General features: G+C 65.6%; 27 protein-coding genes. 22 read left to right on the forward strand and 5 right to left on the reverse strand.

Annotated elements, in window-relative coordinates:
- Positions 1-59: 59 nt before the first annotated feature.
- Positions 60-782: an SAM-dependent methyltransferase gene (locus BCO18175_RS18280; RefSeq protein ID WP_174915642.1), complete on the reverse strand. Its 723-nt coding sequence runs from the start codon at positions 780-782 to the stop codon at positions 60-62.
- Positions 779-1,411 (reverse strand): Maf-like protein, encoded by a 633-nt coding sequence (locus BCO18175_RS18285; protein WP_174983004.1) that lies wholly within the window; start codon positions 1,409-1,411, stop codon positions 779-781. The genes BCO18175_RS18280 and BCO18175_RS18285 overlap by 4 nt, the downstream gene beginning before the upstream one ends.
- A 227-nt stretch (positions 1,412-1,638) precedes the next feature.
- Here BCO18175_RS18285 and BCO18175_RS18290 point away from each other — a divergent pair, with 227 nt between their 5' ends.
- The 22 genes from BCO18175_RS18290 (at position 1,639) to nagZ (ending at position 21,429) form a co-directional block, all read left to right on the forward strand.
- On the forward strand, positions 1,639-2,274 hold the full coding sequence (locus BCO18175_RS18290; protein WP_174983006.1) for a DUF177 domain-containing protein: 636 nt from the start codon (positions 1,639-1,641) through the stop codon (positions 2,272-2,274).
- A gap of 98 nt (positions 2,275-2,372) precedes the next feature.
- Complete coding sequence (gene rpmF, locus BCO18175_RS18295; RefSeq protein ID WP_006051932.1) at positions 2,373-2,552, forward strand: 50S ribosomal protein L32; 180 nt, start codon at positions 2,373-2,375, stop codon at positions 2,550-2,552.
- Between the two features lie 129 nt (positions 2,553-2,681).
- Complete coding sequence (plsX, locus tag BCO18175_RS18300) at positions 2,682-3,788, forward strand: phosphate acyltransferase PlsX (protein ID WP_174983008.1); 1,107 nt, start codon at positions 2,682-2,684, stop codon at positions 3,786-3,788.
- Positions 3,789-4,778: a beta-ketoacyl-ACP synthase III gene (locus tag BCO18175_RS18305; RefSeq protein WP_174983010.1), complete on the forward strand. Its 990-nt coding sequence runs from the start codon at positions 3,789-3,791 to the stop codon at positions 4,776-4,778. It begins immediately after the preceding gene.
- Between the two features lie 83 nt (positions 4,779-4,861).
- Positions 4,862-5,794, forward strand: coding sequence for an ACP S-malonyltransferase (fabD, locus tag BCO18175_RS18310; protein WP_174983012.1), 933 nt, complete (start codon positions 4,862-4,864; stop codon positions 5,792-5,794).
- Between the two features lie 36 nt (positions 5,795-5,830).
- A complete protein-coding gene (gene fabG / locus BCO18175_RS18315) occupies positions 5,831-6,580 on the forward strand; it encodes a 3-oxoacyl-ACP reductase FabG (protein WP_006476504.1) in 750 nt (249 codons plus the stop codon).
- Between the two features lie 144 nt (positions 6,581-6,724).
- The gene (acpP, locus tag BCO18175_RS18320; RefSeq protein WP_004197638.1) at positions 6,725-6,964 is read left to right on the forward strand and encodes an acyl carrier protein; all 240 of its coding nucleotides are present in this window, start codon (positions 6,725-6,727) and stop codon (positions 6,962-6,964) included.
- Between the two features lie 167 nt (positions 6,965-7,131).
- Entirely contained in the window at positions 7,132-8,364 is a 1,233-nt protein-coding gene (gene fabF / locus BCO18175_RS18325) for a beta-ketoacyl-ACP synthase II (RefSeq protein ID WP_174983014.1), read from the forward strand.
- A 12-nt stretch (positions 8,365-8,376) separates the two neighbouring features.
- A complete protein-coding gene (locus tag BCO18175_RS18330) occupies positions 8,377-8,841 on the forward strand; it encodes a hypothetical protein (RefSeq protein WP_174983016.1) in 465 nt (154 codons plus the stop codon).
- A gap of 91 nt (positions 8,842-8,932) precedes the next feature.
- Positions 8,933-9,532 carry an RNA polymerase sigma factor RpoE gene (gene rpoE / locus BCO18175_RS18335; protein WP_006490873.1) on the forward strand — a complete coding sequence of 200 codons (600 nt, stop codon included), beginning with the start codon at positions 8,933-8,935 and terminating at the stop codon, positions 9,530-9,532.
- Between the two features lie 86 nt (positions 9,533-9,618).
- The gene (locus BCO18175_RS18340) at positions 9,619-10,236 is read left to right on the forward strand and encodes a sigma-E factor negative regulatory protein (protein ID WP_174983018.1); all 618 of its coding nucleotides are present in this window, start codon (positions 9,619-9,621) and stop codon (positions 10,234-10,236) included.
- Positions 10,237-10,241: 5 nt separating this feature from the next.
- A complete protein-coding gene (locus BCO18175_RS18345; RefSeq protein WP_039348382.1) occupies positions 10,242-11,294 on the forward strand; it encodes a MucB/RseB C-terminal domain-containing protein in 1,053 nt (350 codons plus the stop codon).
- Positions 11,295-11,310: 16 nt separating this feature from the next.
- Positions 11,311-12,813, forward strand: coding sequence for a DegQ family serine endoprotease (locus BCO18175_RS18350; protein WP_174983020.1), 1,503 nt, complete (start codon positions 11,311-11,313; stop codon positions 12,811-12,813).
- A gap of 7 nt (positions 12,814-12,820) precedes the next feature.
- Positions 12,821-13,057, forward strand: a complete 237-nt coding sequence (locus tag BCO18175_RS18355; protein WP_174983022.1) for a glutaredoxin family protein — start codon at positions 12,821-12,823, stop codon at positions 13,055-13,057.
- A 193-nt stretch (positions 13,058-13,250) separates the two neighbouring features.
- Positions 13,251-15,044 (forward strand): translation elongation factor 4, encoded by a 1,794-nt coding sequence (lepA, locus tag BCO18175_RS18360; protein WP_122944844.1) that lies wholly within the window; start codon positions 13,251-13,253, stop codon positions 15,042-15,044.
- Between the two features lie 16 nt (positions 15,045-15,060).
- A complete protein-coding gene (gene lepB / locus BCO18175_RS18365; RefSeq protein WP_174983024.1) occupies positions 15,061-15,954 on the forward strand; it encodes a signal peptidase I in 894 nt (297 codons plus the stop codon).
- Between the two features lie 152 nt (positions 15,955-16,106).
- Positions 16,107-17,327 (forward strand): ribonuclease III, encoded by a 1,221-nt coding sequence (rnc, locus tag BCO18175_RS18370; protein ID WP_174983025.1) that lies wholly within the window; start codon positions 16,107-16,109, stop codon positions 17,325-17,327.
- Positions 17,328-17,387: 60 nt separating this feature from the next.
- Positions 17,388-18,287, forward strand: coding sequence for a GTPase Era (gene era / locus BCO18175_RS18375; RefSeq protein WP_174915655.1), 900 nt, complete (start codon positions 17,388-17,390; stop codon positions 18,285-18,287).
- The gene (recO, locus tag BCO18175_RS18380) at positions 18,274-19,110 is read left to right on the forward strand and encodes a DNA repair protein RecO (RefSeq protein WP_174983027.1); all 837 of its coding nucleotides are present in this window, start codon (positions 18,274-18,276) and stop codon (positions 19,108-19,110) included. Before era ends, recO begins: the two co-directional genes overlap by 14 nt.
- Positions 19,107-19,883 carry a pyridoxine 5'-phosphate synthase gene (gene pdxJ / locus BCO18175_RS18385; RefSeq protein WP_031400031.1) on the forward strand — a complete coding sequence of 259 codons (777 nt, stop codon included), beginning with the start codon at positions 19,107-19,109 and terminating at the stop codon, positions 19,881-19,883. The genes recO and pdxJ overlap by 4 nt, the downstream gene beginning before the upstream one ends.
- A gap of 72 nt (positions 19,884-19,955) precedes the next feature.
- A complete protein-coding gene (gene acpS, locus BCO18175_RS18390) occupies positions 19,956-20,384 on the forward strand; it encodes a holo-ACP synthase (protein ID WP_166957641.1) in 429 nt (142 codons plus the stop codon).
- A 16-nt stretch (positions 20,385-20,400) separates the two neighbouring features.
- Positions 20,401-21,429, forward strand: coding sequence for a beta-N-acetylhexosaminidase (gene nagZ / locus BCO18175_RS18395; protein WP_085039819.1), 1,029 nt, complete (start codon positions 20,401-20,403; stop codon positions 21,427-21,429).
- Positions 21,430-21,618: 189 nt separating this feature from the next.
- Here nagZ and BCO18175_RS18400 read toward each other — a convergent pair whose 3' ends face one another.
- From BCO18175_RS18400 to earP, 3 genes are all read right to left on the reverse strand, one after another.
- Complete coding sequence (locus tag BCO18175_RS18400; RefSeq protein WP_174983029.1) at positions 21,619-23,004, reverse strand: sigma-54-dependent transcriptional regulator; 1,386 nt, start codon at positions 23,002-23,004, stop codon at positions 21,619-21,621.
- Between the two features lie 269 nt (positions 23,005-23,273).
- Complete coding sequence (gene efp / locus BCO18175_RS18405; RefSeq protein WP_057928039.1) at positions 23,274-23,831, reverse strand: elongation factor P; 558 nt, start codon at positions 23,829-23,831, stop codon at positions 23,274-23,276.
- 126 nt (positions 23,832-23,957) lie between these two features.
- On the reverse strand, positions 23,958-25,151 hold the full coding sequence (gene earP / locus BCO18175_RS18410) for an elongation factor P maturation arginine rhamnosyltransferase EarP (protein ID WP_174983031.1): 1,194 nt from the start codon (positions 25,149-25,151) through the stop codon (positions 23,958-23,960).
- Between the last annotated feature and the right edge of the window lie 74 nt (positions 25,152-25,225).

The raw sequence follows: 25,225 nt of genomic DNA on the forward strand, positions 1-25,225 counted from the left end.
CCGGAAGCGGGCGGGCCGCGATGGCCCGCCGGTCGCTTGGCGGTTCGCCCGCTGCGGCGTCAGTTCGCCAGCAGCAGGAAGATCGCCGGGCGCTTGTGCAGATTCGGCGCGGGCGCCTTTTTCCAGTCTGCTGCGGTGCGGCTCGCGATCGTCTCGGTCGCGAGGGTCAGGTCGGCCGCGACACAGATCTGCGTCGACGGTGCGCAGGTCGCGACGAGCGTGTCGAGCATCGCCTGATTCCGGTACGGCGTTTCGATGAAGATCTGCGTCTGGCGCGCCTTGCGCGACAGTTGCTCGAGTTCGCGCAGGCGTTTCGCGCGCGCGGCCGCGTCGACCGGCAGGTAGCCGTTGAACGCGAAGCTCTGGCCGTTCAGGCCTGACGCCATCAGCGCGAGCAGGATCGAACTCGGCCCGACGAGCGGCACGACCTTCACGCCGCGCTCGTGCGCGCGGCGCACCAGCAATGCGCCGGGATCGGCGACGGCCGGGCAGCCGGCCTCCGACACGAGGCCGGCGTCCGCGCCGGCCAGTATGGGCGCGAGCAGCCGGTCGATGGCGCCGGCCGGCGTATTGACGTTCAGTTCGCTGATCTCGATTTCCTGGATCGGGCGCGTCGTGCCGATCTTCTTCAGAAATGCACGCGTCGTCTTCGCGTTCTCGCCGATGTAATAGCCGAGCGTGCCGGCGCGCGCCTGCACGGTCGCGGGCAGCACGGCCGCGAGCATCGATTCGTCGCCTTCGCCAAGCGTGTTCGGGACGAGGTAAAGCGTGCCGGCGGTCATGCGCGGTCTCCACGGGTGGTTGCAAACAACGGATATTCGGCGACGCGCAGCATGCGCGTGAGCGCGATCAGCGGCAGGCCGACGAGGGCGGTCGGGTCGTTCGAGTCGATCGCATCGAGCAGCGCGATGCCGAGCCCTTCGGACTTGGCGCTGCCGGCGACGTCGTACGGCGTTTCCGCACGCAGGTACGCGTCGAGTTCGGCCTCGGGCAGCGAGCGGAAGCGCACGCACGTGACGAGGTCCTCGACCTGCGCTTCGCCCGTGCGGCTGTCGTACAGGCAGAGCGCGCTGTGGAATTCGACTTCACGGCCCTGCATCGACACGAGCTGCGCGAGCGCGCGCTCATGCGTGCCGGGCTTGCCGATCTGGAGCCCGTCGAAGGTCGCGACCTGGTCCGACCCGATCACGAGCACGCCGTCCGGCGCGTCGATCGTGGCAGCGACGGCACGCGCTTTCGCCTCGGCGAGGCGCAGGGCGGTCGCGGCCGGCGTTTCGCCGTCGTGCGGGGTTTCGTCGAGGTCGGGCGACACGACGTCGAAGGGGATGCCGAGGCGCTCGAGGAGCGCGCGGCGGTAGCGTGAACTGGAGGCAAGAATCAGCCGCGGCGGGCGGCAAACGGTATCCGGCATGGTTGGTTGGATCGGTAAGTCGTCGGGTGTGGTGCAGTGTTGCGCGGACGCAAGCTTAAGTGATTGACCGCAAAAGGTAAAACAGGTATGCTTTCCCGCTTTTCGTCGGCAGGCTTCCGTGGTGGTGCCTGCCGGGTCTTCGGAAGTAAAGTACGTCATCCGTGGATGAGCCGTACGCGAGCGGTGCCAAGCCGGATCCGCAAGTCAGCCTGTAGGCAGGAGCGCACATGAACACTTCTTCTGGCAAACCTGCGGCGGCCCTTGATCCGCACGCGATCGACCTGTTCGAGTTCGCCCGCAGCGGGCGGCAGGCAGCAGGCGCGGTGCGCCTCTCGCAACTGCCGCGCATGTTAAACGAAGTGCCTGCGGACGCGCCAGATCGCGACACGGCCTTCACATGGCAGGCGGAAGGGTTCACCCAGAAGGAATTGCAGGACGACGGCGCCGACGGGCAGCAGCCGTATCTGCGCCTTGCGGTGCACGGCGATGCGTGGCTCACGTGCCAGCGCTGCATGACCCCGTACGACCAGGCGTTCGGTGTCGACATGACGTACCGGGTCGTTGCGACCGAAGAAGAAGCTGAAGAATTTCCGCTCGACGACGATGAAGCCGATGTGATCGTGGGCTCACGCCAGTTCGATCTCGTCGACTTGATCGAAGAGGAATTGCTGCTTTCGTTGCCGCTCGTGCCCAAGCACGAGGTTTGCCCGGCAGTTCACGAAAGCCTCGTGTCGGGTGCGAGCGGTCCCGCGGAAGAGACGGACGAGGAGTCCGAAGAAGCCGGGGACGAAGGCAAACGGCCGAATCCGTTCGCAGCGCTGGAAGCGCTGAAGAAGGACGGTGACGGCACCAAGAAACACTAAGCAGTTGTGGCGCGGGAAGGCGTAAAGGCTTTGGGCCAGGGTAGTTAAGCGCCGGATCGGGCTGTGTTAGAATCCGGAAAATTATTTAGGAGTTAGTCATGGCAGTCCAGCAAAACAAGAAGTCGCCGTCGAAGCGCGGCATGCATCGTTCGCACGATTTCCTGACGGCAGCGCCGCTGGCAGTCGAGCCGAGCACGGGTGAAGTGCATCTGCGTCACCACGTCAGCCCGAACGGCTACTATCGCGGCAAGAAAGTCGTCAAGACGAAGAACGACTAAGCGTCAAGTCACGCGTTGCGCGCTACGCTTGCCGTTCGCGTGACAACTGGTTCGCTTGACACTTTCCTGGCTCAACAAAAAGGCGGCATTCAACTGCCGCTTTTTTGTGCCTGAAATTCGTCGCATTCCATGACCGTAAAGCTCACAATCGATTGCATGGGAGGCGACCACGGCCCGTCCGTGACCGTTCCCGCGGCAGTCAAGTTCGTCCGCGCGCATCCCGATGCGCACCTGATGCTCGTCGGCATCGAAAGCGCGATCCGCGCTCAGCTGAAAAAGCTGAAAGCCCTCGACGATCCCGCGCTGACCATCGTTCCCGCCACCGAAGTCGTGGCGATGGACGACCCTGTCGAAGTGGCGCTGCGCAAGAAGAAGGATTCTTCGATGCGCGTGGCACTCAACCACGTCAAGGAAGGCGCGGCGCAGGCCTGCATCTCCGCCGGCAATACCGGCGCGCTGATGGCCGTTTCCCGTTACGTACTCAAGACGCTGCCCGGCATCGAGCGGCCCGCGATCGCGTTCGCGCTGCCGAACCCGACCGGCTACACGATGATGCTGGACCTCGGCGCGAACGTCGACTGCGAACCGCAGCATCTGCTGCAGTTCGCGGAAATGGGGCACGCACTCGTGGCCGCGCTCGAAGGCAAGGAGCGTCCGACGATCGGCCTGCTGAACATCGGCGAAGAGGTGATCAAGGGCAACGAGACGATCAAGCGCGCAGGCGAACTGCTGCGCGCCAGCACGCTCAATTTCCGCGGCAACGTCGAAGGCAACGACATCTACAAGGGCACGGTCGACGTGATCGTGTGCGACGGCTTCGTCGGCAACGTCGCGCTGAAGACGTCCGAGGGGCTCGCGCAGATGCTGTCGGACATCATCCGCGAGGAGTTCGGCCGTTCGTTGATGTCGAAGCTGATGGCGCTGCTCGCACTGCCTGTCCTGATGCGTTTCAAGAAGCGCGTCGACCACCGCCAGTACAACGGCGCGGCGCTGCTGGGGCTGAAGAGTCTCGTGATCAAAAGCCACGGTTCGGCCGATGCCTACGCGTTTGAGTGGGCGGTCAAACGCGGGTATGATGCCGTCAAAAACGGCGTGCTGGAGCGCCTCACGCGTGCGATGGCGGATAATTCAGTGTCGCTCGGCGAAGGCGAACACGACGCGGGCGGCGCGGGCCGTGCAAGCCCTGCCGCAGGCCATCACGCCGAACCTTCCGCTGCGCAATCCTCTAAAGCATAAATGGCCCAATCGACTCTCTATTCCCGCGTGCTCGGCACGGGCAGCTACCTGCCGCCTGACCGCGTCACGAACCAGCAGTTGACCGATCGTCTTGCGAAGGAAGGCATCGAGACGAGCGATGAATGGATCGTTGCGCGCACGGGTATCCATGCGCGCCATTTCGCCGCACCGGACGTCACGACCAGCGACCTCGCGCTCGAGGCATCGCGTCGCGCGATCGAAGCCGCCGGCATCGATCCGCAGTCGATCGACCTGATCATCGTCGCGACTTCGACCCCCGATTTCGTGTTCCCGAGCACCGCGTGCCTGCTGCAGAACAAGCTCGGCATCAAGAACGGCGGCGCGGCATTCGACGTGCAGGCCGTGTGTTCGGGCTTCGCGTACGCGATGGCGACGGCCGACAGCTTCATCCGCAGTGGCCAGCACCGCACGGCGCTCGTGGTCGGTGCGGAGACGTTCTCGCGCATTCTCGACTTCAAGGACCGCACGACCTGCGTGCTGTTCGGCGACGGCGCGGGCGCGGTGATCCTGTCCGCGTCGGAAGAGCCGGGCGTGCTCGGCAGCGCGCTGCACGCGGACGGCAGCTATTCGCATATCCTCTGCACGCCGGGCAACGTCAACCGCGGCGTGATCGAAGGCAGCGCGTTCCTGTACATGGACGGGCAGGCCGTGTTCAAGCTCGCGGTCAACGTGCTCGAGAAGGTCGCGATCGAGGCGCTCGCGAAGGCGAATCTCGCGCCCGAGCAGATCGACTGGCTGATTCCGCACCAGGCCAACATCCGCATCATGACCAGCACCTGCCGCAAGCTCGGCCTGCCGCAGGAGCGCATGGTCGTGACGGTCGACCAGCACGGCAACACGTCGGCCGCGTCGATCCCGCTGGCATTCGACACCGCGGTGCGCGACGGTCGCATCCAGCGCGGCCAGCACGTGCTGATCGAAGGCGTCGGCGGCGGCTTCACCTGGGGCGCGTCGGTCTTCCGCTACTGATCCGCGGCGCGCGACTGCTGCGCGCGGATCCCATCGGCGCGCCATTCGCGCGCGCCGTCCGAATCGATTCAATTGGGGACGATATGAAATTTGCATTCGTATTTCCGGGGCAGGGCTCGCAGGCGGTCGGCATGCTCAACGCATTCGCCGATCTGGCCGTTGTGCGCGAGACGCTCCAGGAAGCGTCCGATGCACTCAATCAGGATCTCGGCAAGCTGATCGCCGAAGGCCCGGCCGAAGAGCTGAACCTCACCACCAACACGCAGCCCGTGATGCTGACCGCGGCCTATGCGTGCTATCGCGCGTGGCAGCAGGCAGGCGGCCTGGCGCCTGCGATCGTCGCCGGCCACAGCCTCGGTGAATACACGGCGCTCGTCGCTGCCGGCGCGCTCGCGTTCAAGGACGCGGTGCCGCTCGTGCGCTTCCGCGCGCAGGCGATGCAGACGGCCGTGCCGGTCGGCCAGGGCGGCATGGCCGCGATCCTGGGCCTCGACGACGACACGGTGCGTGCGGTCTGCGCCGAAGCCGCGGAAGCGGGCGTCGTCGAAGCGGTGAACTTCAATGCACCCGCACAGGTCGTTATCGCAGGCAACAAGGCCGCGGTCGAAAAGGCCTGCGAGATCGCGAAGGCGAAGGGCGCGAAGCGCGCACTGCCGCTGCCGGTGTCGGCGCCGTTCCATTCGTCGCTGCTCAAGCCGGCGTCGGACCAGCTGCGCGACTATCTCGTGAACGTCGACGTCAAGGCGCCGCTGATTCCGGTCGTCAACAACATCGACGTCGCCGTGGTCAGCGATCCGGCTGCGATCAAGGATGCGCTGGTGCGCCAGGCCGCGGGCCCGGTGCGCTGGGTCGAGTGCGTGCAGCACATCGCCGGCACGGGCGTCACGCACGTGATCGAATGTGGTCCGGGCAAGGTGCTCGCCGGCCTGACGAAGCGCATCGACGGCAACCTGACGGGTGCGTCGGTGTTCGATCCGGCGTCGCTCGACGAAGCGCTCAAGCTGGTGACCGCCTGACGCGGCGCCTTTTCTCAAGAGACGGATATTCGATTCATGGACAAGACTCTCGATAAACAGGTTGCGATCGTCACCGGCGCATCGCGCGGCATCGGCCGTTCGATCGCGCTCGAACTCGCGCGCCTGGGCGCGACGGTGATCGGCACGGCAACGAGCGAATCGGGCGCCGCTGCGATCACGGCGGCGTTCGCGGAAGCGGGCGTCACGGGCCGCGGCGCGGTGCTGAACGTCAACGACGCGGCAGCCGCCGAGGCGCTGATCGACGCGACGGTGAAGGAGTTCGGCGCGCTGAACGTGCTCGTCAACAACGCGGGCATCACGCAGGACCAGCTCGCGATGCGGATGAAGGACGAGGACTGGGACGCGGTGATCGACACCAACCTGAAGTCGGTGTTCCGCCTGTCGCGCGCGGTGCTGCGCCCGATGATGAAGGCACGTGGCGGCCGCATCATCAACATCACGTCGGTGGTCGGCTCGGCCGGCAACCCGGGTCAGGTCAACTACGCGGCCGCAAAGGCCGGCGTGGCGGGCATGACGCGTGCACTCGCGCGTGAAATCGGCAGCCGCGGCATCACCGTGAACTGCGTGGCGCCGGGCTTCATCGACACCGACATGACGAAGACGCTGCCGGAAGAACAGCAGGCCGCGCTCAAGACCCAGATTCCGCTCGGCCGCCTCGGCAGCCCGGAAGACATCGCCCATGCCGTCGCGTTCCTCGCATCGCCGCAGGCCGGTTACATCACCGGTACGACGCTGCATGTGAACGGCGGCATGTACATGTCGTAACGATTTTCGTTTACCATCCGCGCCGTATCCCGTTTTTCAGGCGGATAGGCGCTTGATAGACCGTCAAGCCAACGCGCGTTTTGGCGTCAGCAAACCTGATAAAATGCGCGCACTTGTAAATCTGAACTTTCCCTCGGAGGGGTAATGGACAACATCGAACAACGTGTCAAGAAGATCGTCGCTGAACAACTGGGCGTCGCGGAAGCCGAGATCAAGAACGAAGCTTCGTTCGTGAACGACCTGGGCGCCGACTCGCTCGACACGGTCGAACTGGTGATGGCTCTGGAAGACGAGTTCGGCATGGAAATCCCGGACGAAGAAGCAGAGAAGATCACGACCGTTCAGCAAGCGATCGACTACGCTCGCGCAAACGTCAAGGCGTAACGAGCGCCTTTCGCGCTTGTCCGCCACGTCGCCGCGATCTTCGCGATTGACGCGCCATCCTGCCGGCTTCGCGCCGGATGGACTAACAGCCACAGGGCTTGCAGGGCTGGTTCCTGTGGCCACTGTGGCTTTTGTTTTTGTCATCCAATAATGGAAAAGAGGTTACCGTGAGCCGCCGTCGTGTTGTTGTTACAGGCCTTGGGCTGATTTCGCCTGTTGGCAATAATGTTGCCGACGGCTGGGCCAATCTCGTCGCCGGCAAGTCCGGTATTGCCACCGTCACGAAGTTCGATCCGTCGAACCTCGCCGTCCACTTCGCGGGCGAAGTGAAGGGTTTCAGCGCCGAGGAGTACATCCCGGCGAAGGAAGCCCGGAGCATGGATACGTTCATCCATTACGGCATCGCCGCCGGCATCCAGGCCGTCAAGGACAGCGGGCTGGAAGTGAACGAAGCCAATGCGGAACGCATCGGCGTGATGGTCGGTTCCGGCATCGGCGGCCTGCCGATGATCGAAGATACGCACCAGACCTACGTCGATCGTGGCCCACGCCGGATTTCGCCGTTCTTCGTGCCGGGTTCGATCATCAACATGATCTCGGGTCACCTGAGCATCATGTTCGGCCTGAAGGGCCCGAATCTCGCGGCCGTCACGGCCTGCACGACCGGCCTGCACAGCATCGGCCTCGCAGCGCGCCTGATCCAGGCCGGCGATGCCGACGTGATGGTTGCAGGCGGCGCCGAATCGACGGTGTCGCCGCTCGGCATCGGCGGCTTCGCGGCAGCGCGTGCGCTGTCGACCCGCAACGACGATCCGGCCAGCGCGTCCCGTCCGTGGGACAAGGACCGCGACGGCTTCGTGCTGGGCGAGGGTGCCGGCGTGATGGTGCTCGAAGAGTACGAAGCGGCGAAGGCACGCGGTGCGAAGATCTACGCGGAAGTCTCGGGCTTCGGCATGACGGGCGACGCGTACCACATGACCGCGCCGAACATGGACGGCCCGCGCCGCTGCATGGTCGCGGCACTGCGCGACGCCGGCTTGAACGCCGACGAGGTCCAGTACCTGAACGCGCACGGCACGTCGACGCCGCTGGGCGACAAGAACGAGTCCGACGCGGTGAAGGCGGCCTTCGGCGAGCATGCGTACAAGATCGTCGTGAACTCGACGAAGTCGATGACGGGCCACCTGCTGGGTGGCGCGGGCGGCCTCGAATCGGTGTTCACGGTGCTGGCGCTGCACAACAACGTGTCGCCGCCGACCATCAACATCTTCAACCAGGACCCGGAGTGCGATCTCGATTACTGCGCGAACACCGCGCGTGACATGAAGATCGACGTCGCCGTGAAGAACAACTTCGGCTTCGGCGGTACCAACGGCACGCTGGTGTTCAAGCGCGTCTGACGCGGCAATCGCTTGACGAGTCCATTCGATGCTCCGGCCGGGCGTCCGCAGCGCTTTGCGTTGCGGGCCTCGGCCGTGTCGTATGTCGTGCTGGCCGCGTTCGTCGCGTCTGCTGCCGCGTCGGCCTACCTGTTCTGGGCGCCGCGCGCGGGCGCTGCCGCCGGCGCATGCGTGTCGGCCGTGACGGCTGCGCTGCTGGCCGTGTGCGCTGTGCGGGCCTGTGCCCGCCGGCTGCCGGCCGAACTGCGGATCGATGCGTTCGGGGAAATCGCGGCGTTTGGCCGCACCGGGCGCCTGCTGGCCCGCGGCCGCGTGACGGGCCATGCGCACTGGAGCAGCTTGCTGCTGGTGCTGTCGGTCGGGCAAGGTGCCCGGCGGGCCCGGCCGCTGCTGATTCCGGCCGATGCGCTCGACGCCGCATCGTTCAGCGCGCTATCCGTGCTGGCGAGAACGGCGGGCGCGGCGGGGCGGCCATGACGGCGGCGCGGTTACGGACCGTAACCAGCGCCCGGCGCGGGAACGCTACAATAACGCTCCGCGTTGCATCCCTAGTTAACGGATTTGTCAGGTGAGTGAAAAAGAAATCGATCAGGCTCTGGTCGAGCGCGTACAGAAGGGCGACAAGGCAGCGTTCGAACTCCTGGTCTCCAAATACCACCGCAAGATCATTCGGCTGATCTCGCGCCTCGTGCGGGATCCCGCCGAGGTCGAGGATGTGGCCCAGGACGCGTTCATCAAGGCGTATCGTGCGCTGCCGCAATTTCGCGGCGAATCGGCGTTCTATACGTGGTTGTACCGAATTGCCGTCAACACGGCGAAGAACTACCTTGCGACGCAAGGCCGCCGGGCGCCGACTTCGACCGAGGCCGATGCGGAGGAAGCGGAAACTTTCTCCGACGCAGACCAACTAAGGGATATCAACACGCCTGAATCGATGTTGATGAGCAAGCAGATTGCCGAGACGGTCAACGCTGCAATGGCTCTGCTGCCCGAAGAACTGCGCCAGGCAATTACGCTGCGCGAGATCGAGGGCCTGAGCTACGAAGAGATCGCGGAAATGATGGGCTGTCCGATCGGGACGGTCCGGTCGCGAATCTTCCGCGCACGCGAGGCAATCGCTGCCAAATTGCGTCCGCTGCTCGATACGCCCGAAGGCAAGCGCTGGTAAGCGCGACAGGCGGAGCGACGCGGGTCGGGGTCTAGTTACGGATAGAGTCGTGAAGTCACGACGGGGTGTGCAAGATGGGGAGCATCATGGGGTCGGTCAATACGCAGTCACAAGCGTGCTCGCGCGGCGAGCGCCTTTCCGCGCTGGTCGACGGCGAAATGTTCGATGGCCCGGAGAACGGGCAGTTTCTGGCTGAGCTCAACCGCGCGGATCGCGCTGCGTGGGCCGATTACCACCTGATCGGCGATGCGCTGCGCTCGGACGAGCTCGCGCTGTCGCCCGCGCTGAGCGTCGCTTTCACCGCGCGCATGTCGGCCGCGCTCGAAAGCGAGCCGCACCTGCTCGCGCCGGCAGCCGCCCCCGTCGCGCGCAAGCTGCTGTCGCTGCGCCGGCGCGTCGTGCCCGCGTTCGCGGTCGCTGCCGCGGCGGCCACGCTGACGTGGATCGTCGTCCCGCAAATGCAGACGGCCGGTGCCCCGGGCGCCGTCCAGGTCGCGTCGGCCGGTGCGCCGCAAGGCGGCAACCTGCAGCGCGTGACGGTTGCGCAGGCATCGGCCCAGCCGGGCCTGCAAGACGTCAACATCATTCGCGACGCCAGCCTCGACCAATACCTTGAAGCGCATCAGCAATTCGCGCAGCAGCCCGTCGTCACGGGTTCGATGCCGCTGATCCGCGCTGCCGTGACCACCACGCCAGGCCAATAAACCCGATGCGGACATTGCAGTTGAATCACGCCATCTCCGGATGGAAGCGGCTGCCGGCCCTCCTGCTTTGCGCGGCCGCCCTGTTGTCCGTTCAATCCCTTCCCGCCAGCGCCCAGCAACCGGACGATCCCGTCGCGACCCGCAAGGGTGCCGCCGACTGGCTCGACCGGGTCCAGCAGGCGGCGCAGCAGCAGAGCTACGAAGGCACGTTCGTCTACCAGCGCGGCGGGTATGTGCAGTCATCGCGCATCGCGCACGTCGCGTCCCGCGACGGCGAGTTCGAGCGCATCGAGACGCTCGACGGCAAGCCGCGCAAGCTGCTGCGGCATAACGACGAGCTGTACACGTTCGTGCCGGAGCGCAAGCTGTGCGTGGTCGAGCGCCGTCAGACGCGCGATTCGTTCCCCGCGCTGCTCGGCGCGAGCGGCGAGCACGTGATGTCCGTCTACGACGCGAAGTCGCTCGGCAAGGACCGCGTGGCGGGAATCGATGCGCAGGTCGTCGAACTCGTGCCGAAGGATGCGTACCGTTTCACGTACAAGCTGTGGGCCGACGCGCGCACGGGGCTGCTGCTGCGCTCGCAGACGCTCGATGCGAACGATCACGTGCTCGAGCAGATCGCGTTCTCGCAATTGCAGACCGGCGGCGCAAGCGGCGACAAGGCCGCGATCGCGGCCGGCATGCGCAACCTGAACGGCTGGACGGTCGTACGCCCGCCGGTCGCGACGGTCGACATGGAAGCACAGGGCTGGCAACTCGCCCCGAGCGTGGCCGGTTTCCAGAAGATTCGTGAAGTGCGCCGGCCGATGGCCGCGCGCGACGCGGGCGAGCCGCCGATCCCGGTCGATCAGGCCGTCTTCACCGATGGCCTCGCGACGATCTCGGTTTTCATCGAGCCGGCCGAAAAGAATACGCGCAAGGAAGGCGCGGGCAGCACCGGTGCAACGAACGTTCTCGTGAAGCGCCGCGGCGACTACTGGATCACCGTGCTCGGCGAAGTGCCGCCGGCTACGTTGCAGCAGTTCGCGTCTGCCATAGAATACAAGGCTTCCAAGTAACGCTACGGCATCCGACATGATGAAACTCACGCTGCGCAAATGGCTCGCGGCGGCGGCGCTGTCTGCCTGCCTGCCGCTCGTGCCGCATACCGCGTTCGCGGTGACGGCTCCCGCTGCCAGCCTGCCCGACTTCGCCGACCTGGTCGAAAAGGTCGGGCCGGCCGTCGTGAACATCCGGACCACCGCCAACGTGCCGACGAGCAGCGGCCCGCGCGGGATGCTCCCGCCGGGCTTCGACAACGGGGACATGTCGGAATTCTTCCGGCGCTTCTTCGGCATTCCGCTGCCGCAGGCGCCCGGCAACGGTAGCGGCAATGGTGGCGGCAACCCGAAGAACGCGCCGACGCCGGACAATTCGCCCGACACCGAACAGAATCGCGGCGTCGGCTCGGGTTTCATCGTGTCGGCCGACGGTTACGTGATGACCAATGCGCACGTCGTCGACGATGCGGACACCATCTACGTGACGCTGACCGACAAGCGCGAATTCAAGGCGAAGCTGATCGGCGTCGACGATCGTACGGACGTTGCGGTCGTCAAGATCCAGGCGTCGAACCTGCCGGTCGTCGCGATCGGCGATTCGAACAAGGTACGCGTCGGGGAGTGGGTCGTCGCGATCGGTTCGCCGTTCGGCCTCGACAACACGGTGACGGCCGGCATCGTCAGCTCGAAGAGCCGCAACACGGGCGACTACCTGCCGTTCATCCAGACCGACGTCGCCGTGAACCCCGGCAACTCGGGCGGCCCGCTGATCAACATGCAGGGCGAGGTGATCGGCATCAACTCGCAGATCTACAGCCGTACCGGCGGCTTCATGGGCATCTCGTTCGCGATTCCGATCGACGAGGCGATGCGCGTGGCCGACCAGTTGAAGGCGACGGGCAAGGTCACGCGCGGCCGGATTGCGGTCGCGATCGGCGAGGTGACGAAGGACGTGGCCGATTCGCTCGGGCTGCCGAAGGCCGAGGGCGCGCTCGTCAGCGGCGTCGAGCCGGGCGGTCCGGCCGACAAGGCGGGCATCCAGCCGGGCGACATCATCCTGAAGTTCAATGGCCGCTCGGTCGATGCGGCGTCGGACCTGCCGCGCATGGTTGGCGACACGAAGCCCGGCACGAAGGCGACGGTCAGCGTGTGGCGCAAGGGTCAGGCACGTGATCTGCCGATTACGATCGCGGAAACGCCGGCCGAAACGACGGCGAAGGCCGAGCAGCGCAAGAACGCGCCGCAGAAGCCGCGCCAGACCAATTCGCTCGGTCTGACGGTCAGCGACCTGACGGCCGAGCAGATGAAGACGTTGAAGCTGAAGAGCGGCGTGCAGATCGACGGCGTCGACGGCCCGGCCGCCCGTGCGGGCCTGCAGCGCGGCGACATCGTGCTGCGCGTCGGCGACACCGACATCACGAACGCGAAGCAGTTCGCCGAAGTGACCGCGCAGCTCGATCCGCAGAAGGCGGTCGCGGTGCTCGTGCGGCGTGGCGACAACACGCAGTTCGTGCCCGTGCGGCCGCGCCAGAAGTAACGCGCCGATGTTCACGCTCTACGGTCGCGGCTGGTGCCACCTGTGCGACGACATGTGCGACGCTCTGGCGCCGGTGGCGGCCGAATTCGGTGTCGCGGTCGATTACGTCGACATCGACACCGATGAAGCGCTCGTCACTCGTTACGACGAGGACGTACCGGTGCTGCTGCTGGACGGTACGGAAGTGTGCCGTCACCGGTTCGACGAGGCGCGGGTGCGCGACGTGCTCGCGGCCCGGCGGTGAGCGGCCTGGCATGTCGCCGGTCGGCGTCGCTTCGCGCGGGACTTTCCCGGGCGGCCGGGCACTGCGGAGCACGGCTCCCCGAAATACCGCCCGGCAAAGGCCTTTTCGGCTAAAATAAGCTGTTTTTTCACCGACTTACACAAGGCGTGCTCTGCAGTCGTCGAGCGCGCCTTTTTCGCTTGATCGGCACTGAATGGATCATATTCGCAATTTCTCGATCATCGCGCACATCGACCATGGCAAGTCGACGCTCGCGGATCGCATCATCCAGGTATGCGGCGGCCTCGCCGACCGTGAAATGGAAGCGCAGGTGCTCGACTCGATGGATATCGAGCGCGAGCGCGGCATCACGATCAAGGCGCAGACTGCCGCGCTGTCCTATCGCGCGCGCGACGGCAAGGTCTACAACCTGAACCTGATCGACACGCCGGGGCACGTCGACTTCTCGTACGAAGTCAGCCGCTCGTTGTCCGCATGCGAAGGCGCGCTGCTGGTCGTCGATGCGAGCCAGGGCGTCGAGGCGCAGACGGTCGCGAACTGCTACACGGCGATCGAGCTCGGCGTCGAGGTCGTTCCCGTGCTGAACAAGATCGACCTGCCCGCCGCGAACCCCGAGAACGCGATCGAGGAGATCGAGGACGTGATCGGCATCGACGCGACCGACGCGACGCGTTGCAGCGCGAAGACGGGTCTGGGCGTCGAGGACGTGCTCGAATCGCTGATCGCGAAGGTGCCGCCGCCGAAGGGCGATCCGGCCGCGCCGCTGCAGGCGCTCATCATCGATTCGTGGTTCGACAACTACGTCGGCGTCGTGATGCTCGTACGCATCGTCAACGGCACGCTGCGCCCGAAGGACAAGATCAAGCTGATGGCGACCGGCGCGCAGTATCCGGTCGAGCACATCGGCGTGTTCACGCCGAAGTCGCGCAATCTCGAAACGCTGTCGGCCGGGCAGGTGGGTTTCATCATCGCCGGCATCAAGGAACTGACGGCAGCGAAGGTCGGCGACACCGTCACGCACGTGACCAAGGCGGCCGTCGAGCCGCTGCCGGGCTTCAAGGAAGTGAAGCCGCAGGTGTTCGCGGGGCTGTATCCGGTCGAGGCTAACCAGTATGACGCACTGCGCGAATCGCTCGAGAAGCTGAAGTTGAACGATGCGTCGCTGCAGTACGAGCCGGAAGTGTCGCAGGCGCTCGGCTTCGGTTTCCGCTGCGGCTTCCTTGGCCTGCTGCACATGGAAATCGTGCAGGAGCGGCTCGAGCGCGAGTTCGACATGGACCTCATCACGACCGCGCCGACGGTTGTCTACGAGGTCATGATGAGCGACGGCGCGATCGTCAAGGTCGAGAATCCGGCGAAGATGCCGGAGCCGCCGAGGATCGAGGAGATTCGCGAGCCGATCGTCACGGTGAACCTGTACATGCCGCAGGACTACGTCGGCTCCGTGATCACGCTGTGCGAGCAGAAGCGCGGATCGCAGATCAACATGCAATATCACGGCCGTCAGGTGCAACTGACCTACGAGATCCCGATGGCCGAGATCGTGCTCGATTTCTTCGATCGCCTGAAGTCGGTGTCGCGCGGCTACGCGTCGATGGACTACGAGTTCAAGGAATACCGCGCGGCCGACGTCGTGAAGGTCGACATGCTGATCAACGGCGACAAGGTCGATGCGTTGTCGGTCATCGTGCACCGTTCGCAGTCGCAGTACCGCGGCCGCGAAGTGGCCGCGAAGATGCGCGAGATCATTCCACGCCAGATGTACGACGTGGCGATCCAGGCTACGATCGGCGCGCACATCATTGCCCGCGAGAACATCAAGGCGCTGCGCAAGAACGTGCTCGCGAAGTGCTATGGCGGCGACATCTCGCGAAAGAAGAAACTGCTCGAAAAGCAGAAAGCGGGTAAGAAACGAATGAAGCAGGTGGGTTCGGTCGAGATCCCGCAGGAAGCGTTCCTTGCGATCTTGCGCGTCGAAGACAAATAACAGGACTGATCCTTTTATGAATTTTGCGCTGATTCTTTTTGTGCTCGTCGTCTTGACGGGCGTAGCGTGGGTGCTGGACAAACTGGTGTTCCTGCCGCAGCGGCGCAAGGCGGCCGACTCGGCGATCGAGGAGTTCGATCGCCAGCAGTCGCGCATCGACAAGCGCTTCGCGGATGAAAACGCCGTGCAGACGCGTTCGAAGCTGCGTGACGAAAAGCTGCGCCAGCCGTGGTGGCTCGAGTACACGGCGAGCTTTTTTCCGGTGATCCTGGCAGTGTTCGTCGTGCGTTCGTTCGTCGTCGAGCCGTTCAAGATTCCGTCGGGCTCGATGGTGCCGACGCTGCTCGTCGGCGACTTCATCCTCGTCAACAAGTTCGAATACGGGCTGCGTCTGCCGGTCACGAACACGAAGATCACGCAGGGCAGCCCGCTGTCGCGCGGCGACGTCGTCGTGTTCCGTTATCCGAAGGATGAGTCGGTCGACTACATCAAGCGTGTGATCGGCCTGCCGGGCGATACCGTCGCGTACCAGGACAAGCAGCTCACGATCAACGGCCAGCCGGTGCCCGAAACGCCGCTGCCGGATTTCTTCGACGACGAGCGCCAGAACTACGCGAAGCAGTTCGAAGAAACGATCGGCAACAAGAAGAACGCGATCCTCAACAACCCGGCGGTGCCGCCGTTCGTGATGGGCGCATACGACTATCCGTATCGCGACAACTGCACGTACAACAGCCGCGGCGTGATCTGCAAGGTGCCGCCCGGTCACTACTTCATGATGGGCGACAACCGCGACAACAGTGCGGACAGCCGCTACTGGGGTTTCGTGCCGGACCAGAACATCGTCGGCCGCGCGTTCTTCATCTGGATGAACTTCAGCGACCTGAAGCGCATCGGTTCCTTCAACTGATCGCAACCGACTCACTCGCAATGCGCGACGCACGGGCCGCGTCGCGTATTGCCGAACTACTTTAAGAACCGGCGGTAACACCGCCTCGTCACGCCTTTCGCGTCCGGCCGTGCCGTTTCGGCCCGACCGGCGCCCGCGTTATACTCCTGCACATGCCCCTATCCCAGTTGGAAAGCCGGCTGCGCTACGAATTTCGCAATGCGGAATTGTTGCGCCAGGCTTTGACCCATCGTAGTCACAGTGCCACGCACAACGAACGGCTCGAGTTTCTCGGCGATTCCGTTCTGAATTGCGCGGTGGCTGCCCTTTTGTTCCAGCGTTTCAGCAAGCTGGACGAAGGCGATCTGTCGCGCGTACGCGCCAACCTCGTCAAACAGCAGTCGCTGTACGAAATTGCTCAGGCCCTGAATATCTCGGACGGGCTGAGGCTCGGCGAGGGCGAACTGCGCAGTGGCGGGTTCCGGCGCCCGTCGATCCTCGCGGACGCGTTCGAAGCCATCATCGGGGCCGTGTTCCTCGATGGCGGCTTCGAAGCCGCCCAAGGGGTCATCAAGCGCCTCTATATCCCGATTCTCGACCACATCGATCCGCGCACGCTCGGCAAGGACGCGAAGACGCTGCTGCAGGAATACCTGCAGGGCCACAAGATTGCGCTGCCGACCTACACGGTGGTTGCGACGCATGGTGCGGCGCACAATCAGCAATTCGAAGTCGAATGCACGGTGCCGAAGCTCGACGTGAAGGTGTCGGGCTCCGGTGCGAGCCGGCGCGCGGCCGAGCAGGCCGCCGCGAAGAAGGCGCTCGATGAGGTGATGGCGGCCGCGCCGATGCTGGCCGCGAAGCCGAAGCGCTCGAAAAACGCGCGCGGGTCGAAGCATGTCGAACCCGAAATCGTGCCGGGCGTGAAGGGCGTGCAGGAAGCGCTCGACCTGCGCTCGCCGGAGCGGAAGGAACGCGCGGCGGCGCGCGAGGCGAGGGCGGCCGGTGTGGCGCCTGCGGCGGCAGCTGCGACCGGTACCGAGCCGGCCGCGGCGCCGATGGCCGCGATTCGCGCGGCGCATGTCGACGCGGCTGCGGAAAAGGGCGAACGGGCGGCGAAGCCGGCTACCGACAAGCCGGCCGAGCGAGCCGACAAAGCCGTGGAGAAGCCCGCGGAAGCCGTGCCTGCCGCACGCGCAGCCGACAAGCCGGCTGGCCAGTCAGCCGATCCGGCATCCGCGCCCGCGTCCGCCGACAAGTCTTCCGCCGGTACCGACCCCGCTTCGCGTGCGGCTGCGCGCGCACGCGATGCCGCGGCACCGGATTCCGATACGCCGCCGGGCGGCGCGAGCCTCGCTGCCGCGCAGGCGCGCGTGGCCGATGCCGACCACTGAATTGCCCATCGATCGTGCCGCGCGCCGCGCGGCCGTTTCCGAACCAGTCTCCCAAACGATATGAACACTCCCGCTCCTACCGGTTTCCGTTGCGGCATGATCGCGATCGTGGGCCGCCCGAACGTCGGCAAGTCGACGTTGATGAACGCACTCGTCGGCCAGAAGATCAGCATCACGTCGCGCAAGGCGCAGACGACCCGCCATCGCATCACCGGCATCAATACGTTCGACGACGCGCAATTCGTGTTCGTCGATACGCCGGGCTTCCAGACCCGTCACAGCACCGCGCTGAACCGTTCGCTGAACCGCGCGGTCACGTCCACGCTCACGTCGGTCGACCTGATCCTGTTCGTGATCGAGGCCGGCCGCTTCGGGCCCGACGACCAGAAGGTGCTCGACCTGATTCCGCCGGGCATGCCGACGCTGCTGATCACGAACAAGATCGACCGCGTGACCGACAAGGCGTCGCTGTTCCCGTTCATGCAGAAGATGAGCGAGTTGCGCGAATTCGCCGAACTCGTACCGCTGTCGGCGCAGCGGCCGGAAGACATCAAGCGCCTGCTCGAGACGATCAAGCCGTACCTGCCGGAAGGCGCGCCGATCTACGGCGAGGACGAGCTGACCGACCGCAGCTCGCGTTTTCTCGCAGCCGAAATCCTGCGCGAGAAGGTGTTCCGCTGGACCGGCGATGAACTGCCGTACACGAGCACCGTGCTGATCGACAAGTTCGAGGAGGAAGGGCGCCTGAAGCGCATCTTCGCGACGATCCTCGTCGAGCGCGATACGCACAAGGCGATGGTGATCGGCAAGAAGGGCGAGAAGCTCAAGCAGATCAGCACCGAAGCGCGGATGGACATGGAGAAGCTGTTCGACGGCCCCGTGTACCTCGAGACCTTCGTGAAGGTGAAGAGCGGCTGGGCCGACAACGAGGCGGGGCTGCGCGCCTATGGGTACGAATGACGCGCTGACGTCGACCGAAGACTCGGTGACGGCCGGCGCGAACGACGCGCCGCTGCCGGCACCGCCCGAACCGCCGCGCAAGGCGCGGCGCGCGACGTCTCGCACGTCCGATTTCCGCGTCGCCGAGCAGCCGGCGTACGTGCTGCACAGTTATCCGTATCGGGAAACGAGCCTGATCATCGACGTGCTGACGCGCGATCATGGCCGGCTCGCGCTCGTCGCGAAGGGCGCGAAGCGCCCGCACTCCGCGCTGCGCGGCGTGTTGCAGACCTTCCAGCCGCTGCTGCTGTCCTGGTCCGGCAAATCCGAAGTACGTACGCTCACCGGCGCCGAGTGGGTCGGCGGGATGCTGCCGCTCGGCGGCGACGGGCTGCTGTGCGGCTTCTACGCGAACGAACTGCTCGTGAAATTCTGTGCGCGCGAAGATCCCCAGCCACCGCTCTTCAATCATTACGTGTTGACCCTCACGCGCCTCGCCCACGGCGAGCCCGCCGTGCAGGTGCTGCGTTCGTTCGAGCGCGTGCTATTGCGCGAGACCGGCTACGCGATGGCGCTGAACCGCACGGTCGCGCGCCGCGCGGTCGAGCCTGAACGCCGCTACGTGTTCGATCCCGAGCGCGGCGTGCGCAATGCGGACGACGACGTGCCGTCGCACTGGCCGGTCATTTCCGGACAGACGTTGCTCGACATGGAGCAGGACGATTACCATCGAGCCCAGACGGTTGCGCAAAGCAAGACGCTGATGCGCTTCCTGCTGAACACCTATCTCGGCGGTACGCCGCTTGCCACGCGTCAGATCCTGATCGACCTGCAAAACCTATGAGCTTCTTCCTGACAACGCCCACCGCCATCGACCTCGGCGTGAACATCGACCACGTCGCGACGCTGCGCAATGCGCGCGGCACGACCTATCCCGATCCGATCCGCGCGGCGCTCGCCGCCGAAGAAGCCGGTGCGGATGCGATCACGCTGCACCTGCGCGAGGATCGCCGCCACATCGTCGATGCCGATGTGCGCAAGCTGCGCCCGCTGCTGAAGACGCGCATGAACCTCGAATGCGCGGTGACGGCCGAGATGCTCGATATCGCATGCGAAGTGCGCCCGCACGACGCGTGCCTCGTGCCCGAGAAGCGCGAGGAGCTGACGACGGAAGGCGGTCTCGATGTCGCCGGCCACTTCGAGGCCGTGCGTGCGGCATGCAAGCAGCTTGCCGACGTGGGTGTGCGCGTGTCGCTGTTCATCGATCCGGACGAGACGCAGATCCGTGCCGCGCACGAAGCGGGCGCGCCGGTGATCGAACTGCATACGGGCCGTTACGCCGAAGCGCACGACGAAGCCGAACAGCAGCGCGAATACGAGCGCATCGTCGCGGGCGTTCAGGCCGGCGCGCAACTCGGCCTGAAGGTCAATGCCGGTCATGGCCTGCATTACACGAACGTGCAGCAGATCGCCGCGATCGACGGCATCGTCGAGCTGAACATCGGCCACGCGATCGTCGCGCACGCGATTTTCGCGGGCTGGGACAACGCGGTGCGCGAAATGAAGGCGATCATGGTCGCCGCACGCGTTGCCGCGCTGCACGGCGGCGCGCGCTGAAGATGCAGTGCCCCCGCGCGTCGCGTGTCATGCCTGACCCGGCCCTGCCGGGTCGCACCGGCGCGTACTGACATGGCGATCTACGGTATCGGTACCGACATCGCCCAGGTGAGCCGCATCGCGGCCGTGCTCGAACGCACGGGCGGCCGGTTTGCCGAGAAGGTGCTGGGCCCCGACGAGCTGCGCGTGTTCCATGCGCGCCGCGCCCGTTCCGAGGTACGCGGCATCGCGTTCCTCGCGACGCGCTTTTCCGCGAAGGAAGCATTCTCGAAGGCGATCGGGCTCGGCATGCACTGGCCGATGACGTGGCGTGCGCTGCAGACTCTCAACCATCCGAGCGGCGAGCCGTACGTGGTCGCGTCGGGCGAGCTGGCCGACTGGCTGGCCGCCCGTGGTATCACGGCGCGCGTGACGGTCAGCGACGAACGCGACTACGCGGTGTCGTTCGTGGTCGCAGAGACGGACGCCGCGCCTGCACCTGTTTCCCGAACCTCCTCCTGACGGAATTTTTGATTCGATGAAAACGACTCCCGGCCCGGTCATGCTCGACGTCGTCGGCACGGCCCTGTCGCGCGACGATGCGCGGCGCCTCGCGCATCCGAATACCGGCGGCGTGATCCTGTTCGCGCGGCACTTCCAGAACCGCGCGCAACTGACCGCGCTGACCGACTCGATCCGCGCGGTGCGCGAAGACATCCTGATCGCCGTCGATCACGAAGGCGGGCGCGTGCAGCGTTTCCGTACCGACGGCTTCACGGTGCTGCCCGCGATGCGCCGCCTCGGCGAGCTGTGGGATCGCGACGTGCTGCTCGCGACGAAGGTCGCCACGGCCGTCGGCTACATCCTGGCTGCCGAGCTGCGTGCATGCGGGATCGACATGAGCTTCACGCCCGTGCTCGATCTCGACTACGGGCACTCGAAAGTGATCGGCGATCGCGCGTTCCATCGCGATCCGCGCGTCGTCACGCTGCTCGCGAAAAGCCTGAACCACGGGCTGTCGCTCGCCGGGATGGCGAACTGCGGCAAGCATTTCCCGGGGCACGGCTTCGCGGAGGCCGACTCGCACGTCGCACTGCCGACCGATGACCGCACGCTCGATGCGATCCTCAAGCAGGATGTCGCGCCGTACGACTGGCTCGGCCTGTCGCTGTCCGCGGTGATTCCCGCGCACGTGATCTACACGCAGGTCGACAAGCGGCCGGCCGGTTTCTCGCGTGTGTGGCTGCAGGACATCCTGCGCGGGCGGCTCGGCTTCACGGGCGCGATCTTCAGCGACGACCTGTCGATGGAAGCCGCGCGCGAAGGCGGCACGCTTACGCAGGCGGCCGACGCCGCGCTCGCTGCCGGTTGCGACATGGTGCTCGTCTGCAACCAGCCGGATGCGGCCGAGGTCGTACTGAACGGGCTGAAAGCGCGGGCAACGGACGAGTCGGTGCGGCGCATCAAGCGGATGCGCGCACGCGGCAAGGCGCTCAAGTGGGACAAGCTGATCGCGCAACCCGAGTATCTGCAGGCGCAGGCGCTGTTGAGCAGCGCACTGGCCTGAGCGGGGAGGGGATGGCGCTAGGTGCGCCATTCAGGTTGCCGAAACAAAAAGCCGCGCTGTTGCGCGGCTTTTTCATGGGTTGCTGCAGGCGCGAACCAAGCAGCTTCAAGAGTCATGCGGGTCGGCGAAGCGGGCTTTAACGCAACTAACGGTCAAGCCCTGCCAGTGCCTTCAGGTATCATCGCCCGCTCAGTTCACCTTCATCCGCTGCAGCTTGTTGTACAGCGTCTTCGGGCTGATGCCGAGCAGCGTCGCCGCACGGTGGCGCGTGCCGCCGACTGCATCAAGCGTCGCGCGGATCAGCAGATCCTCGACGTCGGACAGCGGCGTGCCGACCTTGATCTGCACGCTGCTGCCGTTCAGCGCGGCACCGGCCGAGAAGCTCGGCTCGCCCGCGCGCAGCGTTTCGATGAAATCGCCCGATGCGTCGTACGCGAAGCGCACGCGCTCCTGCAGCTCGCGCACGTTGCCCGGCCATTCGTAGGACAGGGATTCGCGCACGAAGCCCGGCGCCGCGCGCTTGTCGGTCGTGCTGCGGCCGGTTGCGCGCGCTTCGCGGTTCAGTTCGTCGATCAGTGCATCCGCGATCGCGAGTGCGTCGCCGTCGCGCTCACGCAGCGGCGGCATCGTGATCGACGCCGCATCGAGGCGCAACCAGAGATCCTCGCGCAGCGTGCCGTTCGCGACCGCTTCGCGCGCCGGGCGGCGGGTGGTCGCGATCAGCCGGAAATCGCTCGTGATCGAGCTCGTGCCGCCGATCCGCATGAAGTTCTGCGAATCGAGCGCATGCAGCAGCGCTTCCTGCAGCACGAGCGGCAGCGCGGTGATTTCGTCGAGGAACAGCGTGCCGCCGCCGGCCTGTTCGAACAGGCCCGATTCGCGGCGCTCGGCGCCGTCGAATGCGCCGCGCTCATGACCGAACAGCACGCTGTCGAGCGATGTGCCGTGCCGGCCGGCCTGCGCGATCGTCCGGCAGTCGAACGATACGAACGGCCCCTTGCGGCGCCGGCTCAGGTCATGCAGCGTGCGCGCGGCCAGCTTCTTGCCGGTACCGGCTTCGCCCGAGAACAGGACGGCGGTTTCGGTGCGCGCGTTGTGCTCGATCATGTCGTACACGTGCTGCATCGCGTCGCTGCGGCCGATCAGCGCGCCGAAGCGGCCGAGATGGCGCAGCGAGGCGCGCAACGACTGCACTTCGTCGATCAGCTCGTACGGACGGGGGATCCGCGCGAGCAGGCTGCGCAGGCGCGGAATGTTGATCGGCTTCAGCAGGTAGTCCCAGATACCGTGACGCAGGCCCTCGATGGCGCTCTCGACCGTCGCGTTGCCCGTCAGCACGATGACGGGCAGCGAGCCGTTCGGCTGTTGCTGCGGCAGGTGCTGGAGCAGGTCGAACCCGCTGCCGTCCGGCAGGTTCAGGTCGACCAGAACGACGTCGGGAATCGAGCGGCCGAGCGCCGTGCGTGCTTCGGCGAGCGACGTGGCCGTGTCGACCGAGAAGCCGTCCGCGGCAAGCAGCGCGGTGAGGCCGGACAGACTGTTGGGATCGTCTTCGACAATCAGGGCGTGTGGCATGGTGGACGCGAGTCGAGTCAAGAGAGGCGGGCTGTCGGCCAACGGGGCCGCAGCCGCATGTCAGATTAAAAACTGATTTTATGCCCCGCTGAACGCGTAACGAGCATTATTTCTCCAGCGCTATAAAACAGTTACCGATGATACAAATTGAATATCTTTACCGGTGGATTTTGTGCTTTACATGAGCCTGACGGAGGCTCGCTTGTTGGCGCCGGACAAACAAAAAGCGCCCCGAAGGGCGCTTTGTTCGATGCGGGTATCGCTGGCGATTACGCGCGGCTGCGGTATTCGTTCGTACGCGTATCGATTTCGATCTTGTCGCCGGTGTTGCAGAACAGCGGCACTTGCAGCTCGAAGCCCGTTGCGAGCTTCGCGTTCTTCAGCACCTTGCCCGACGACGTGTCGCCCTTGACTGCCGGCTCCGTGTAGGTGATCTCGCGAACGAGAACCGTCGGCAGTTCGACCGAGATTGCCTTCTCGTTGTAGAACACGACTTCGCAAGCCATGCCGTCTTCGAGGTAGTTCAGCGCTTCGCCCATCATTTCCGCTTCGACTTCGAACTGGTTGTAGTCGGCGTCCATGAACACGTACATCGGATCGGCGAAGTACGAGTACGTCACTTCCTTGCGGTCGAGCACGACGACGTCGAACTTGTCGTCAGCCTTGTAGACCGATTCCTGGCCTGCGTTCGTCAGCAGGTTCTTCATCTTCATCTTGACGACGGCGGAGTTACGGCCCGACTTGTTGTATTCGGCCTTGGCGATGACCCATGCGTCGCTGCCGATCTGCACGACGTTGCCTACGCGGAGTTCCTGTGCGGTTTTCATAAAAAACTGTCCTGATCAAATCAAATAAATAGGTGCCTGAGCGTTGCGCAACGGCTGACGGTGCAAGCGTGCGTTCCGGTGGACGCCAAAAGCGAGCGCTTGCCTGGTCAGCCGTCGGATAACCGCTTATTTTAACTGAGATTTTGCGTATTCCGCCAGCTTTCCGGCGAGATCGCCGACGGCCGCGAGCGCGTCGGCCCAGCGGGACGCGTTGGCGTCCAGTGCGGCGCGGTGTTGCCAGAAATCGGCCCAGTCGGGCGTGCCGATGCCGTTCCATGCGTGCCAGAACCGCTCGAGCGCCGCGCGCGGCGCGTCGGCGAGGCGGGCCGACAGGTGCGCGAGCGCCGCGTCGAGCTTCGGCAGGTGCACGTCGTCGGCCTGCGGGTAGATGTGCCACACGAACGGCTTGCGGGCCCACTGCGCCCGGACGAACGAATCCTCGCCGCGCACGAAATTGAGGTCGGCCACCCACAGCAACGGATCGTAGTCGGCCTGGGGGACGAACGCGAGCCCGTGTGCCGCCAGGTTGCCGCTGCGAGCATGCGTGCCCGCGCCGAACGACTCGACCCCGAAAAAGCGCGCGACGGCAGGCGATACGCGGCCGGCCGGCACGAGTGCGACGACCGGTGTCGGGCCGTCGCGCCATTGCGCGAGCAGCGCGTCGACGGCCGGATTCTCGTACGCGAACAGGCTGACGACCGTCGTGCCGGGGGCCGGCGACGGGCCGCCGGTCGCGCGCCGCCACCATGCGTCGCGCGCCGCCGCGTCGGCTTCGAAGGCCGTGCGGCGCGCATCGAGGTCGTGCTCCTTCAGGACGCCGCCGGTGCCGGCCGACAGGCCGGGGAAGAAAAACGTCTTCAGCAGCGGGTAGCGCGGATGCGGCGACGGCCGCAGATGGAAATCGGCGACCCAGTCCTCGGCGCTCAGGTATTCGAGGTTGATCCACACGGGGCGACGCTCGCGGCGCGCCATCGCCGCGAGATACGCGCCGGGCAGCTCGCACGCGAACGCTTCGATCACCACGTCGGCGATCTCCAGCGCGTCGCCGACTTCCGCATGCCAGTGCTCGACCACGATGCCGTCGACCGTTTGCCGCCCCGCGTCGGGATCGACCCCGGGCAGCAGGCGCGCGAACGTACGCAGGTCGTCGACGAACAGGCGAACCTGCCAGCCGTGCTCGTGCGCGAGCTGGCGCGCGACGCGCCAGCAGACGCCGATGTCGCCGAAATTGTCGACCACCGTACAGAAGAGGTCGCAGGCGATCGGTTCGCCCGGCGCGAGCGGCGCGGCGGGCAGGGGGGCAGCGGTGGTGCGTGGCATCGAAGCGGGCCGGTGAATGCTCTAAACTGGCGATTCTAATAGACCCGTTCCGCGTTACAAGGCGCCCGGATCAC

The organism is Burkholderia lata (genome assembly GCF_902499335.1).
GTDB lineage: Bacteria > Pseudomonadota > Gammaproteobacteria > Burkholderiales > Burkholderiaceae > Burkholderia > Burkholderia lata_B.

Coding starts and splice junctions, on each gene's coding strand:
- acpP (WP_004197638.1), top strand. CDS start 6,725: ATGGACAACATCGAACAACGTGTCAAGAAGATCGTCGCTGAACAACTG.
- era (WP_174915655.1), top strand. CDS start 17,388: ATGAACACTCCCGCTCCTACCGGTTTCCGTTGCGGCATGATCGCGATC.
- lepB (WP_174983024.1), top strand. CDS start 15,061: ATGAATTTTGCGCTGATTCTTTTTGTGCTCGTCGTCTTGACGGGCGTA.
- lepA (WP_122944844.1), top strand. CDS start 13,251: ATGGATCATATTCGCAATTTCTCGATCATCGCGCACATCGACCATGGC.
- BCO18175_RS18290 (WP_174983006.1), top strand. CDS start 1,639: ATGAACACTTCTTCTGGCAAACCTGCGGCGGCCCTTGATCCGCACGCG.
- nagZ (WP_085039819.1), top strand. CDS start 20,401: ATGAAAACGACTCCCGGCCCGGTCATGCTCGACGTCGTCGGCACGGCC.
- fabD (WP_174983012.1), top strand. CDS start 4,862: ATGAAATTTGCATTCGTATTTCCGGGGCAGGGCTCGCAGGCGGTCGGC.
- rpmF (WP_006051932.1), top strand. CDS start 2,373: ATGGCAGTCCAGCAAAACAAGAAGTCGCCGTCGAAGCGCGGCATGCAT.
- BCO18175_RS18285 (WP_174983004.1), bottom strand. CDS start 1,411: ATGCCGGATACCGTTTGCCGCCCGCCGCGGCTGATTCTTGCCTCCAGT.
- efp (WP_057928039.1), bottom strand. CDS start 23,831: ATGAAAACCGCACAGGAACTCCGCGTAGGCAACGTCGTGCAGATCGGC.
- plsX (WP_174983008.1), top strand. CDS start 2,682: ATGACCGTAAAGCTCACAATCGATTGCATGGGAGGCGACCACGGCCCG.
- recO (WP_174983027.1), top strand. CDS start 18,274: ATGGGTACGAATGACGCGCTGACGTCGACCGAAGACTCGGTGACGGCC.
- BCO18175_RS18355 (WP_174983022.1), top strand. CDS start 12,821: ATGTTCACGCTCTACGGTCGCGGCTGGTGCCACCTGTGCGACGACATG.
- BCO18175_RS18350 (WP_174983020.1), top strand. CDS start 11,311: ATGATGAAACTCACGCTGCGCAAATGGCTCGCGGCGGCGGCGCTGTCT.
- earP (WP_174983031.1), bottom strand. CDS start 25,151: ATGCCACGCACCACCGCTGCCCCCCTGCCCGCCGCGCCGCTCGCGCCG.
- BCO18175_RS18280 (WP_174915642.1), bottom strand. CDS start 782: ATGACCGCCGGCACGCTTTACCTCGTCCCGAACACGCTTGGCGAAGGC.
- BCO18175_RS18345 (WP_039348382.1), top strand. CDS start 10,242: ATGCGGACATTGCAGTTGAATCACGCCATCTCCGGATGGAAGCGGCTG.
- BCO18175_RS18305 (WP_174983010.1), top strand. CDS start 3,789: ATGGCCCAATCGACTCTCTATTCCCGCGTGCTCGGCACGGGCAGCTAC.
- pdxJ (WP_031400031.1), top strand. CDS start 19,107: ATGAGCTTCTTCCTGACAACGCCCACCGCCATCGACCTCGGCGTGAAC.
- BCO18175_RS18400 (WP_174983029.1), bottom strand. CDS start 23,004: ATGCCACACGCCCTGATTGTCGAAGACGATCCCAACAGTCTGTCCGGC.
- BCO18175_RS18340 (WP_174983018.1), top strand. CDS start 9,619: ATGGGGTCGGTCAATACGCAGTCACAAGCGTGCTCGCGCGGCGAGCGC.
- acpS (WP_166957641.1), top strand. CDS start 19,956: ATGGCGATCTACGGTATCGGTACCGACATCGCCCAGGTGAGCCGCATC.
- rnc (WP_174983025.1), top strand. CDS start 16,107: ATGCCCCTATCCCAGTTGGAAAGCCGGCTGCGCTACGAATTTCGCAAT.
- fabG (WP_006476504.1), top strand. CDS start 5,831: ATGGACAAGACTCTCGATAAACAGGTTGCGATCGTCACCGGCGCATCG.